13 protein-coding genes are annotated in these 13,557 nt (G+C 39.5%); 12 read left to right on the top strand and 1 reads right to left on the bottom strand.

The features are described from left to right. The first annotated feature begins 580 nt into the window (after window positions 1-580). The 9 genes from BLR42_RS22940 (at window position 581) to BLR42_RS16805 (ending at window position 8,355) form a co-directional block, all read left to right on the top strand. Window positions 581-739 carry a hypothetical protein gene (locus BLR42_RS22940; protein ID WP_170832843.1) on the top strand — a complete coding sequence of 53 codons (159 nt, stop codon included), beginning with the start codon at window positions 581-583 and terminating at the stop codon, window positions 737-739. A gap of 279 nt (window positions 740-1,018) precedes the next feature. Further along, window positions 1,019-1,369 (top strand): hypothetical protein, encoded by a 351-nt coding sequence (locus tag BLR42_RS16855; protein ID WP_091871575.1) that lies wholly within the window; start codon window positions 1,019-1,021, stop codon window positions 1,367-1,369. 228 nt (window positions 1,370-1,597) lie between these two features. Continuing rightward, complete coding sequence (locus BLR42_RS16845) at window positions 1,598-2,002, top strand: tetratricopeptide repeat protein (RefSeq protein ID WP_139165192.1); 405 nt, start codon at window positions 1,598-1,600, stop codon at window positions 2,000-2,002. Window positions 2,003-2,411: 409 nt separating this feature from the next. Beyond that, the gene (locus tag BLR42_RS16835) at window positions 2,412-2,957 is read left to right on the top strand and encodes a type III toxin-antitoxin system ToxN/AbiQ family toxin (RefSeq protein WP_091871565.1); all 546 of its coding nucleotides are present in this window, start codon (window positions 2,412-2,414) and stop codon (window positions 2,955-2,957) included. A gap of 214 nt (window positions 2,958-3,171) precedes the next feature. Beyond that, the gene (locus tag BLR42_RS16825; protein WP_091871560.1) at window positions 3,172-3,474 is read left to right on the top strand and encodes a hypothetical protein; all 303 of its coding nucleotides are present in this window, start codon (window positions 3,172-3,174) and stop codon (window positions 3,472-3,474) included. A 211-nt stretch (window positions 3,475-3,685) separates the two neighbouring features. Next, entirely contained in the window at window positions 3,686-6,004 is a 2,319-nt protein-coding gene (locus tag BLR42_RS16820) for an ABC transporter substrate-binding protein (protein WP_091871558.1), read from the top strand. 31 nt (window positions 6,005-6,035) lie between these two features. After that, on the top strand, window positions 6,036-6,992 hold the full coding sequence (locus tag BLR42_RS16815) for a C39 family peptidase (RefSeq protein WP_139165191.1): 957 nt from the start codon (window positions 6,036-6,038) through the stop codon (window positions 6,990-6,992). 16 nt (window positions 6,993-7,008) lie between these two features. Beyond that, on the top strand, window positions 7,009-7,671 hold the full coding sequence (locus BLR42_RS16810; protein ID WP_139165190.1) for a sodium ion-translocating decarboxylase subunit beta: 663 nt from the start codon (window positions 7,009-7,011) through the stop codon (window positions 7,669-7,671). Between the two features lie 21 nt (window positions 7,672-7,692). Then, window positions 7,693-8,355, top strand: a complete 663-nt coding sequence (locus BLR42_RS16805) for a hypothetical protein (RefSeq protein WP_091871551.1) — start codon at window positions 7,693-7,695, stop codon at window positions 8,353-8,355. 285 nt (window positions 8,356-8,640) lie between these two features. Here BLR42_RS16805 and BLR42_RS16800 read toward each other — a convergent pair whose 3' ends face one another. Continuing rightward, window positions 8,641-9,693, bottom strand: coding sequence for a LacI family DNA-binding transcriptional regulator (locus tag BLR42_RS16800; protein WP_022778645.1), 1,053 nt, complete (start codon window positions 9,691-9,693; stop codon window positions 8,641-8,643). Between the two features lie 239 nt (window positions 9,694-9,932). Between BLR42_RS16800 and BLR42_RS16795 the strand changes: the two genes are divergently transcribed. The 3 genes from BLR42_RS16795 to BLR42_RS16785 all read left to right on the top strand — a co-directional run bounded on the left by BLR42_RS16795 (window position 9,933) and on the right by BLR42_RS16785 (window position 13,506). Continuing rightward, window positions 9,933-10,853, top strand: a complete 921-nt coding sequence (locus tag BLR42_RS16795) for an ABC transporter permease (protein WP_091871549.1) — start codon at window positions 9,933-9,935, stop codon at window positions 10,851-10,853. A 12-nt stretch (window positions 10,854-10,865) separates the two neighbouring features. Then, window positions 10,866-11,780: a carbohydrate ABC transporter permease gene (locus BLR42_RS16790; RefSeq protein WP_091871546.1), complete on the top strand. Its 915-nt coding sequence runs from the start codon at window positions 10,866-10,868 to the stop codon at window positions 11,778-11,780. A gap of 67 nt (window positions 11,781-11,847) precedes the next feature. Continuing rightward, on the top strand, window positions 11,848-13,506 hold the full coding sequence (locus BLR42_RS16785; RefSeq protein ID WP_091871543.1) for an ABC transporter substrate-binding protein: 1,659 nt from the start codon (window positions 11,848-11,850) through the stop codon (window positions 13,504-13,506). Window positions 13,507-13,557 lie beyond the last annotated feature (51 nt).

Here is a 13,557-nt window from a genome sequence, read left to right as displayed (position 1 = left end):
AATCACCACCGAATGGACTGACAGACTTTTTTCGAGGTATCACCAACCGAAGCTGGCTCCCAAGGAGGAACCGTCAATGATCCTGCCTCGATGATTATATACCTTATGATCTGTCTGGAGTATACGGGAGCTACAGACATGTATAACTGTTAGTTAAGCTCCTTGATGATATCTGATGAGAGGGGAATCCTCCCTTCAATCATTACTTAGATTTGGAAATAGAAACTATTAACTGTAGTCCTTAATGACTACATCATTACTATACTAGGAGGAAACATTATGGCGTATGGAATTCATGTTTTTAGGGGAACTAATTGGTGGGAAGAAACAAACGAATCAATACTAGCGGAAGAACTTCTTAGAATTATAGAATGAGAATGGACTTACGGTATATGGGTTTATCCCTGTCTGTTTCGAGTGGAATGCGGTTGAAGGTGCTGATGGATATCAAATATGGGAAGAAAGTAAATCCCGTTCTGAGGAGACATATCACGAGCCTGAATATGATTCAGCATCATATACATCAGAAACATACTATTTAGCCAATACGCAGGAGAATAATATTGATTTCAGGATTAAGGTGAGGGCATATAGAGGAGAAGGAGATAACTGGGAATACAGTGAGTGGAGTGAATATGCGTATGGCAGCTCCTATGAAAATGATAATTCGTATGTGAAAGATGATAACATAGAATACAAATATGAATCAGGCGATAAGAAGATACCAAAGATCCCGTAAACTAATTCCGGACAGACATATGTGAAGAATTCAATTTCCTGCTTCCAGGTATTATGGCTTTTATTATTCTCCTTCAGATCAACCACAAGCTTTTCAGAATGTCGATGTCAATTTGGAAAAAGAAAACGGCTACTGGAAGTGGCATGCCGAAGGAGATAATGGCGGAATAACTAAGAAAATTGGTAAAGGCTGGTATTACTACGAAGCATGGTTTTGACAATGCTTTTTTTGTTTATTAAAGTTTTATGCAGAAAAATACTGTTGGGAGGAAATAACGGATTGCAGGAATTTGATAAAAAACAATATTTGCCTTTTATCAAGGAAGCATATTTAAAATCAGATGTAATAGCTTTTGATCTTGATGAGTGTATAAATGATGCTACAAGGTTTGCGAAGGGAAGATTTGAGTTTATAGCCGAGTGTTTACAAGAAATAACCATCTGGGATAGCAACGGATATACGTATACAAGGCTTATCCTGAAGAAAGATTATTCTCTATATAATTACTTGTGTCAGATCAGTGACTGGGATGTGTTTAGTGAAACAGATGAAGACACAGAATATGCTGTCTGGAAAATTGAATTCTTACTGAACGATGAATGTATCGCATATATTACATCCGATTACTGAGCGTATATGAATGAGTTTGGGTGGATGATATAAGTTTGTTTATAGATATTAGAATATATAGAGCAATTGAAACTGACGCTGCCTGCTTGTATTGTGATAACCAAGCTGTTGGATGGATTTATGATAGTGTTATGAGCTTAAGGGAAGTCGGGTTGGATTATTTACCAGATGATATTAAGAGACCCGGTAAGGATAACACAATCCAAGAATTAGTCATTCCGCTTCATTATGTCAAAGCAGATTGGCTTCCTAAGGCAGTTCAGGACACAGCTAATATTCGAAGAAATAATGATAAATAGCGTGGAAAGAAATATGAATAAAGATATTCCAGACATACTAATCCGAGCCCAGGAACTCCAAAAGGCCGGCGATTATACATATTCATGTAAATTATATAAGCAGTTTTGGGAGAACAACGATGTTCATCCTCTGCGCTTTAAGGCTTTATTTGAGGTGGCTGATAATTACTATCATGCAGGGGATTACAGATTGGCAATACAGGGATATCAAGAATTCCTGGATTATTGTTCAAGTCAGCTTGATACTACTGCTGAAGAACGTGGCTGGATTGATGCATACACAAAGTTAGCGCATAGCCGTTTAACGACAATAGGGGAATGTAATCACGTCTAACTATAATGAAAATTATTTGTGTATTTTTGATATTGTAACATATGTTTGGAGATGTTAGTATTTAGTTACATCGAAGAGATGTATTGGTTTCCTTACCAAGCGAAATGGGAACTTTATCAGATGGGAGCCCCACCATATAAAATAATCGGGAGCTTTATCAGATGGGAGCCCTACCATATAAAACAAATGGGAACTTTATTAAGACGGGAGCCCTACCGGCGAAAAGGAATTTTACGAGCTGCGTCATGCGACGTAGCTCGTTATTTGTTGCACAAGACCGGCAAGCGAATGGATGCTTGCATACAAATTCATTTGCCGGTTGTAAGAACATGGAGCACGAAGTGCGGAATGTTCGTGTGCGAAATCGAGTAGGAGTCAGCCTACTCGATTTACCAAGGAGCATGATTACTTGAAGAAACTGAACTTTTACTACATTGACTTAAAATATATCAGGGATTTGTCCAATGCGGATGATAATGTTATGTCTATATCTCCGCAGAGAGGAAAGGAGAACAGGCCATTTGTTGGAGTTGTTGTACTTCTCAATGGCAGGCATTACTGTATACCACTTACTTCGCCAAAACCTAAATTCCAGAACAAAAAAAGTCAGGTTGATTTTATCAAAATTTTTGATGATAGTAAGAAAAATGAGGATGGAACAAGTAAACTTATAGGTGTTCTTAACATCAATAATATGATTCCTGTTATAGATAGCGTTATACAGAAAGTGGATTTAACAATACACAAGAATGATGCTATCGAGATAAAAAATCATAAAGAACTTATGCAAAAGCAGCTAAAATGGTGCAGAGATCATGCTGATACAATCGAGAATAGGGCAAACAAAGTGTATGATCTGGTGACAAACAAGCCAGATAAAAATAGAAATTTGGTGAAGAGATCTTCTAAGTTTGCAGAGTTAGAGAAGATAGCAGATAAGTTTTTGAAAAAATGACTTATGTAACCACATTCATAACAAGTGGTTGCTACCGGATAATATCAACAAAATGTCAACAAAAACTTCTAAAAAGCTGTGGAATGAGTGGAATAATTGGAATATTTATACCAACACCAATCAGTATATTGATTTGCATGATGATTGCACTTGTTCTGGGCAGCTTGGGTGCTTTTGCAATTAAGTGCGATAGGGAAGCTAAGGAAGATGCTGTATGAAAAATGTCATTTTAAGCCACGATGGTGATAGTGTAGTATACTCTGTCCCAGATATCGTTGCTGAAAACTTGGAAAAGTATTGTTTGGAGTTTACTAACTGGATGTATCATAGTCGGCAGGCGAGGAGAAAGTATAAAATTCAGGGAGGATTCTGTTATAGTGAGGCAGATTTTATTGATTATCTGAATCAATATATTTTCCCTACAGAACAATCTGAATTAGTAAAGATTCTTGGATGGACAGATCTTGGAGAAGAATTACCGGATGAATATAAGTGGATTCCTTATTTCAATTTTTAGTGGCGTATAATCCGCAATAAGTGAGTTTTTAATACTTTAATTTTCTGATAAGATTATTGAGGGGAATATTTTTACTGGAGAAGGCATTTGGGGATGAAAACATTATACTGGTTAAATTTATTTTGATTTGAGCAGGCTGCCATATTTTTCGGCAGTCTTGTTTTGATTAATATTAAAGTTCGAGATATATGGGAAGGATGATTTTTTAAGTATGAAAAAATGTGCAAAAGGAATAGGGATTCTTTGCGCAGCAATGGTTCTGTGCAGTGGCTGTGGGAATAAGGATGCTGAAAGTAGTATGAATGCGGCTTCTGAGAACATTGATCAGAGCTATGATGCAAATCTTATATTTACTCAGGGGGATCTGGAAATTGATACGGACGGTATAGAGGTCACAAGCCTGTGTCAGAATTCAGAGGGTATCTATGGAATACAACATATACGCACCAATGATGAAGATCCTACGGATTACAGTATCATCAAGCTCAGCGGAGAAGATGCAGGACAGAAGATAGAGCTTCCTAATGATGATTATGAAGAATACAGTGACCTGTCAGTAGATAACAGTGGCAATTTCTATGTTGTAAAGAGAATCTATGACCTTAATGAAGCCGCAGAGGACGACGAATCAACAGATGCCAAGGCTGATGAATCAGAGGATGCAGAGCCTATGTATCTGATACCGAAGCAGGAGATCGTTAAGATTTCTCCCTCCGGCGAAAGGGTCTGGAATACTCCTGTAAATGAAAAAGACGAAGGTGATTTTTCAGGATTATATAACATTGTCTATGCCAAAAACACTGGAGTAGTCACTCTTTCGAAGACAGGCATATCCATTTTCGAAGCCGAGACAGGCAGCGAAACACGCCTTCAGTCACATGTTCTTGATGATTATGTTGAAGGAAATTATTCGCAGCGTAAGATATATGCCCTTCGTGACGGGAATCTTTATCTTCAGCAGACAGATCATAATATGAATGATGTTATTTATAAATATGATACTTCAAAGAGAGATTTTTCCGAAGTTGACGGTAAATATCTTCGTGAAAGACTTGAGGGCAGCCAGCTGTTTCCCGGAACAGATTACGATTTTTATGTTGATTGGAATGATGGTATATATGCGTTCAATCTTGGAGATGATACAGGGGTCAAGGTATGCGATTATAATGCATCTGACCTTATCCTCAATAATATCAACTACATCGCCAAGGTTGGAGCAGATGATTTTCTCATATCAACTTTGGATGTTACCTCAGGAAAAATGGATGTTTATTATTCCATGCTCTCAAAAGCAAATGCTGATGATGGAAGTGAAAAGGAAACCCTGACTTTTGCGGTGCATTACATTTCAGATGACATGAGAAAGGCTGTTTCCAAGTTCAACAAGGAAAATGACAGCTGCAGGATTGTTATAAAGGATTATTTTGTGGATTATGAGCATTATGCTGACGACATTAATAGAATGAACCTTGACATCATATCAGGAGAAGCACCGGATATTATTGTGGCTTATGGAGAGATGCCATTTGAAAGCTATGTAAGCAAGGGACTTATCGAACCGCTGGACGAATATTTTAATAATGACACGGAACTAACTGGAACCAGTTTTCTCCAGAACGTGTTTGACTGTGGAAAAAGGAATGGAAAACTTTATACGCTGATCCCCAAATTTGCAATTGAGACGTGTATGGCGGATGCAGATCTGCTCCAGAGAGAAGAGCTTACCCTGTCAAACTATAAAGAAATCTGTAAGAGCAGAAATATAGATCCTTCCATGATGATGGGGGAACTGACTAAGGAAGATGCTGAGGCACTATATTCTCTTAGCGTTCTGGAGTATGTTGATACAGAAAAGGGAAGCTGCGACTTCAACAATCAGGGATTCATAGATCTGCTTGAGTATGTTAAAGGATTGCCTGAAAGCGAAGGAGATGAAATATCGGATTCCATATACAGGGAAAAGAAGGCTTTATTGTACCCAGTAGGAATCTATACCACAGATGATTATGTATGGGCAAAAAAAGGATTTTTTGATGGCGATGTGGTCTTCAATGGTCTGCCTGCATTTTCAGGTGCTGAGAACTTTATTGAGATTCCGTTCCAATTGGCTATAAGTTCCACATGTAAGAATAAGAGTGCAGCATGGGAGTTTATCAGATACTTTTTAACTGATGAATACCAGGAAAATCTCGATTGTTACATGCCAGTTAGTGAAAAGGCATTTAATGCAGCGTTAAAAAAAGCGCAGGAGGGTGAATATTACATAGATGAGAATGGTGAAAAACAGGAAATAAAAGAAACTATTACTACAGATGGTGTTGAAGTTCAGCTAGGTGCCATTAGCGAAGAAGAAGCAAGGCAGATATCTGACCTGGTAAGGACCACAACCAAAGCATATCAGGATGATGGAGCCATCACTTCTATCATTGCAGAAGAAGCCGGCGCATATTTTGCAGATCAAAAGAGTGCTGAAGAAGTAGCCAGTATCATTCAGAGTAGGGTTTCGATATACCTGAGTGAAAATTCGTGATGGCAAAAGCAGAAAGAGCAAGGGATTCGTATTGAAGAAGATTTTATTGGGGATTATTAAACTTATTATTTTTCAGGCTGCCATTATGGGCAGCCTTATCTTAGTTGACTGGTTGTTTATGCCGCTTTGGCTTACAGATACAATCGCGTTTGCTTTACTTGGAATAGGGTCTATTCTTTTTATAGTTGCAGGTGTTTTCAGGTCAAAAGCAAAGGGGCAAAACAATGAAAACGTACAGCGTGATGCTGAGGTTAAGCCGAGAGTTCATAAAACTAATAAGCGTAAAACGGTATTAGTAGCTGCTTTTACACTTGCTATTGTAAGCGCTGTTTTATTTGTGGGCGTTACATGTTTTCATAGAAAACCGGTGATAGAAACTGTTCCTGAGAATGTAGTGGAATTTGGTGAAAAGTATCCTGAAGCAAGGGAATATGTACAGGATTTCATGGAGCTTAAGGACGTAGATTTTGACATGGATGTTACTGCAGATATGTCAGAGAAGAAGATCCCCTTGTTCATTCAGTGGGATAAGCGATGGGGATACCGGGACTATGGCGGTAATTATATAGGCGTGGCTGGCTGTGGACCAACATGTGTTGCGATGGTTGCCTGTGGATTGAAGCAGGATTCATCCATAAATCCATATGTTGTTGGCAACTATGCAGCGGAGCAGGGACTATATACTTATGGTCAGGGGACATCCTGGGATATCATGAAAACAGGAGCCGAGCATTATGGTCTTACTGTATATGATGGCAGCGTTTCTTCGCAGTATATAAGGGATAATCTTTCAGACGATTCTCCTATGATATGCTCGATGAAACCCGGAGATTTTACATATACCGGTCATTTTATCGTTTTGACAGGGATTGACGAGAATGGACTTGTGGTGGTGAATGACCCGAACAGTCCTAAAAACAGCGCTAAGAAGTGGGATGTGGACACTCTGATTTCTCAGATGAAGAGTGTATGGATGTACAGATTATAATTTTTAAAGGGTGCAAATGATGAAAGAGCAGACAGAGTTTGAAGATACAGGAATCATAGGTGGAGCCGATGGCCCAACCGCCATTTTTTTTGCGGATAAAACACATAAGCCAACGCTACTGCAAAGGGTGCAGCGTTTTTTCAGCAGGACAAAAAGACATTTCATTGAGAAAAAAATAGTGCCTGGAACACATACCATAGAAGAGGTCGAGGAGTATCTCAAAAGCAGATATGGTTTTGTCGAAGTAGACAGGAAGGATTCGCTTTTTATTGAAGAATATGAGCAGATGCGCACGAGTTTTCTTTTTGAGCACAGGCCGGATCTGGTAGAAGGGCAGAAAATTGATTTTGATCCATCAGAGGACTCTGCGGTGATTATGAGAAAGCTCCAGGAGAAATCTGATAAAGAGCGTGAAATAGCTGAGAATATACCTAGGGAAGTGTTTGATATCGATTACCATAGATACATCAAGACAGGAAAAGACATCAATGATTCTATGGATTTCACAGTTGAGCGGAACTACGCATATTTTGGAGGCGGTGCCCAGGGGAGTAATGGTTATATCAGAAAGTGGCGTAAAATCTATAAGGATGTCTATAAATACTATGGGGTTTCAGAAGAGGATATCAAAAATAAGACACAGCGATATAAGGATCTGATTTTAGAACTCAGTATGTAAGACAGAGTGGAGATGGTATATATGAAGAATAGATGTTTTCCGGTGGTATGTGCATTGGCTCTGATATTGGCGCTTTCCGGATGCGGAAACATGGTGACAGAAAAAATAGTTGTAGATAATAATCTGACAATCGATTTTTCAAAAATATCAAAAGTTACGTTCCTTTCTTTTGAGGATCCTAATGTTTCTAAATCCATGTATAGCCACGAAATGGTTAATACGCTAAATGATTATTATAAGTATAACTGGATGTATGAGGCAGCTTTTCGGGCATACAGAACTGTATCTGAAAATAGTGATCAGTATAAAAAGCAGGCAGCCAATGTGTCGATAGATGATTTTATCGAAGAAAAAACGGGACATTATGTCATCGCCAATTACAGCGAAAATGAAGCCTTACCGGGACTAACCGGAAAGTATAAGACTATGGTGTTTGATGCCGAGACAGGTGATTTCTGGTGCGGAACGGATGAGCATAATCTTAATATATATAATGAATGTCAAAATGAGGACTTTCGCGCAGATGGGAGTCTGCTGGAAATAATAGAAGGAAAGTGGAAATTCCCTGAATATGATAATGTTGTAGAATACCTGTGCTGCGCCGGATGGATGGGCAGAGAATATACAGAAGAGGAGCTTAGAGATATTGAATATTTTGAATATCTGGAGTCCTTGGGTGAGTAAACTAATCGATTATGGGAGAAAATGTGTTTGAAACATTATTTACATAAAAATTGTTGCATAGTGGTGGGTACCAGTGTTTTGCTGGCGCCTACTTTTTTATGAAATTTTTCCGAAATTCCTATATCATAAAAAGCGCTCCGCTATGGATGCGCACCCGCGCGATAGGAATATGTTGCCTTCATCAATCGCGTCTACGTTCCACTTCGGTCGTTGCAAAGCAGATGTCCCCCGGACATCTTGCAACGGCGCGATAATGTCGCAAGCGACATTCTTTCTTGCATTTTATTACATCTGTGTTGATTCTCTGTAAATAAGATCAGTCTCTGTATAGGTTATCCTGTAATTGAGATCAGGCTGCTCAATCCTTGAGATTACAAGGTTGGCAGCTGAATAACCGATTATCTGGCTGTGTATGTGGCTGGTTGAGAGAGAAGGAGACATGATCTTGGACTCGGGGGAATCATCAAAACCGAATATCTTGATATCACGTGGACATTCTATTCCCATTCTCTTGAGGCCGGATATCAGATCGAGAGCTACAAAATCGTTGGCACAAATAAAGAGTTCGGGCATTTCTTGAATCTTCGTAAGAGCTTCGAATAAGTATTCTCTATATTCTAATCCGTGAGGATGAACCTCTGTAAGACAATATTTTTCGTCAAAGTTCAGATTATTGATATACATTGCCTCCCTAAAGGCTATGAATCGCTCGTAGAAAGAACGGCAATGTGTGACCTGGCCTACAAATCCTATCTTGGTAATTCCCTTTTTGCTCATGTCATTAACGACTGTATATATATTGGAAAAATTATCCATGAGCAGAACATCTGCGTTTAATGGTCTCCAGTAGCTTGCAACGGGAGCATCTATCATGAGAACAGGTAATCCTAGGCTGCACAACATTTCACAATAGGAGTGATCAAACATTTCGATGCATACAATAGCCTTGGTGTTATCCGGTCTGTATGAGAGAGGAAGAGTTCTTGACTCTATATTCTGATGATCAACCCGGTGCATTGTCAGGCTATAGCCAAGCAGAGAAATTTCATATTGAAATTTATCCAGCATGGTAGAAGCAAAGTGAGAATTATTAAGGAAACTGCCTGAAAAGAGAGCAATCTCTCCTGAAGCCTTGGGCTGGGAACTGAAAGGATTTGTAATGTCTGAAATGGAATTGGCATAAGAAAATTGCTTGTATCCCATTTCGATAGCCTTCTCTAAAACTTTCTGTCTGGTAGCTTCAGCTAAAACTCCGGTGTTATTTATAGCCTTGGATACGGTATTTCTGGATACTCCAAGAGCATCTGCTATATCCTGTAAGGTGACTTTTGCTGGCATAATGTAGTCTCCACTTTCTAAATAAAAGATGAATGTGTCAAAAGATGGGTGTGCCCCAGATAGTAGGTATTTATGACTTTTTGACACCTATATCATTATAAAATGTAAAAATTAAAGTGTCAAATGTAAATATTTATTGTGCAAATGTAAAATAATTATGTTGACAGCTGAAAATATGGGTGCTATATTTTACATATGCAAATAAGAATTATGCAAATGTAAAACTTGGGAGGGACTACATGAACACAAAGGTAAAAGATAATTCGATGCATAACACCCTGGTATATGTTAAACAGCATTGGCAACTATATGTGTTCTTTCTGGGGCCAGCACTGTTACTGACAATAGTGTTCAGGTACATTCCGATGGGAGGCATTCTGATTGCTTTCCAGAAATACAACCCATTTAAAGGAATATTGGGGAGTGAATGGGTAGGACTTAAGTATTTCGAACAGTTCTTATCATCACCCGATTTTATGCAATATCTTGCAAATACACTTAAACTGAGTATTTTTGGTCTGTTATGGGGATTTCCAATGCCGATAATACTGGCGCTTCTACTTAACAGGATTGCCAGTAGCAGGATCAAGCAGAAGATACAGCTTGTTCTGTATATGCCTAACTTCATATCTGTCATAGTCCTCTGTGGTATGGTCAGGATTCTTTTATCGGTTACAGGACCATTCAATATGCTTATGGGAACGAACATCAACTTTTTGACAATCCCTGCAGCATTCAGACCAATCTACATCATAAGTGGTATCTGGCAGGGCGCCGGCTGGGCATCGATCATGTACACAGCAGCTCTTTCAAATGCCAGCAAGGAACTCAAAGAGGCAGCACAGATTGATGGAGCCAATATCTGGCAACAGATCAAGGCAGTAGAGTGGCCGGCTATCAAGGATATGGTAGTTATCCAATTCATCCTTCAGGCAGGAAACATTATGAGTATCGGCTTTGAAAAGGCCTATGCACTTCAGTCAGATATGAACCTTGCTTCATCTGAGATCATAGCTACTTATGTTTACAAAAAAGGTCTTTTGAATGGTGATTACAGTTATTCAACAGCGGTTGGATTATTTAATACGATCGTAAATGTAATTCTTCTCATAGTGGTTAATAAGATTGTTGAGAAGCTTAACGACGGTCAGGGACTATAAGGGGGGAGCGAAATGCAACAGACAGTAAATATTAAAAAAAGCGAATTTGCCAGAGCTTCCATTGGAGATAAAGCATTTCTTTTGGTTGGTTATATTCTCCTTGCAGCCTTTGTAATGGCTATCATAGGCCCTGTAGTTTATATTATTGTAGCTTCCTTCATGGATCCTATAACACTTCAGAACAAGGGAATAGTATTTGATTTCAGCAAATGGACTCTTACAGCTTATGAGAGAGTTATGACCAATCCCCAGATATGGATTGGATTTAGAAATGCAATTATATATTCCGTATTATTTGCGGTTATTTCTGTATTTATAACACTTTTGTGTGCGTATCCAATGTCAAGAGATGATTTTAAAGGCAAGAAGTTTTTTAACGCAATCTTTATTATCACAATGTTCTTTGGCGGAGGACTGATTCCTACATACCTTCTTATCAGTAACATGGGACTTCTTGATACCATGTGGGCTGTAATTCTTCCGGGATCATTTAGCGTATGGAACATGATCATCGCAAGAACTTACTACAAAGGTATTCCAAGCGAACTTAGAGAAGCTGCTGATGTGGACGGAGCTAATGAATTGGTGTTCTTCTTCAGAATACTTCTTCCTGTGTGCACACCACTTATAGCAGTGCTGATATTGTGGCAGTTTGTAGGAATGTGGAACAGCTACTTTGATGCAATGATCTATCTGAATTCAGCAGATAAGCAGCCTCTTCAGCTGGTGCTTAGGGCTATCCTCATCCAGAATGAACCAGATCCGGGAATGATAGCAGATATGCAGAGTACAGCTCAGAGAGCACAGCTTGCAGAACTTCTTAAATATGCAACCATCATTATTTCAAGCTTACCGCTTATAGTAATGTATCCATTCTTCCAGAAATACTTTGATTCAGGAATTATGGTTGGGTCTGTAAAGGGCTGAGCAGAACTTCCTTAATGTCAATTCACCTTAAAGGGTTGAATATAGCAAAAAATAAAAGGAGAGGACAATGAAAAAGAAAACAACAAAGTTACTGTCAACAGCACTTGTAATCGCTATGTCAGCAAGTGCACTTACAGGTTGTGGTAAGGGGGCAGCCGGAGGAGCATCAGGAGCATCTGACATTTCTGCTGATAACATCAGCTTCCCTCTTGAGAAGAAGGTAACCATAACAGGTACAATCAGCTATCCTTCAGGAACAGAAGCTGAGCCTAACAACAGAACTATCTTCAAGAGACTTGAAGAGGAGACTAATGTACATGTAGACTGGACAGCTATTTCTAACGATCAGTGGGGAGACAAGATTCAGCTGAATATGGCTAACAAGAACACACTTACAGATTTCGTGTTCAATGCAGGCTTTGGTAATGCAGACCTTATCAGATACGCTGACCAGGGCGTAATCATTCCTTTAGAGGAATACATTGACAACAACATGCCTAACCTTAAGGCTGTATTTGACAAATATCCTGAATACCGCACAATGAGCGAGGATTCAGAGGGACATATCTGGGCACTTCCCTGGATCGAGCAGCTTGGTGCTAACAAGACAGCTATCCAGACTGTAGGTAACAACTTTACTTACATCAACCAGAAGTGGCTTGATTTCCTTGGACTTCAGACACCTACAACAGTAGATGAGTTTGAAGAAGTACTTAAGGCATTCAAGGATCACGCTTCAGAGCTTCAGGCAGAGTTTGGTATCGATGGTGATATCATTCCCATGTCTTGCATCATGAACGATCAGGATCCCAGCCTTCTTATCAACGGATTTGGCGAAGGCTACGGTGACAACGATATAGGACAGCACATTGCAGTTACAGATGACAAGAAGGTTATCTGCACAGCAACACAGGAAGGTTTCAAGTCAGGTATGCAGTGGCTTCACAAGCTCTATGAAGAGGGACTTATCGATCCTGAGTGCTTTACACAGGATTGGTCAACATATGTTGCTAAGGGTAAATCTCACAGATACGGCGTTTGCTTCACATGGGACGTTGCTAACGTAGATAACCTTGAGGATTTCGTACCTCTTGCAGCACTTCAGGCTGATACAAAGAACGTAACACCTATGAACGGTTCCTTCACATCAGGTTTTGATCGCGGCAGATGCGTTCTTACAGCTAAATGTGACAACCCTGCATTCGTATGTGCATGGCTTGATCGTATGTATGATCCTTTCCAGTCACCTCAGAACAACTGGGGAACATATGGTGAGGACGATGAGTTCGATATCTTCGAGCTTGGCGAAAACGAAAAGGGTGAGAAGATGCTTAAGCATGCTCCTCTTGGTGATGCTTCACCTGTAGAAGTTCGTGAGGCTGAGGCTGTAGGCGGTCCTCTTGCAATCCTTGATGAGTACTATGGTGTATATGTAACATGTCCTGATGATGCTCAGTATCGTCTTGACTGGATCAAAGAGTACTACACAGATGATATGCACTGCCAGTATGTATATCCTAACGTATTCATGACAGCAGATGACACAGAGGCTCTTACAACTATCCAGACAGATCTTATCAGCTATATCAACTCCAGCAGAAGTAACTTCGTTATGAACGGTCTTTCTGATGCTGATTGGGATGAGTATCTCAAGCAGGTTAACGCTTATGGTCTTGATGAGTACCTCTCTATCTACCAGAAGTATCTTGATAAGTTCTATAATTAATTCATATAACCGGAAAGGCAGGGAGGAGATTTTCTCCTCCCTTTTTTAAAA

Origin of the sequence: Butyrivibrio sp. INlla16 (genome assembly GCF_900104155.1) — a bacterium.
Taxonomy (GTDB): Bacteria; Bacillota; Clostridia; order Lachnospirales; family Lachnospiraceae; genus Butyrivibrio.
The sequence above is the reverse complement of the archived record's forward strand: the minus strand, read 5'-3'. Positions and strand labels throughout refer to the sequence as shown.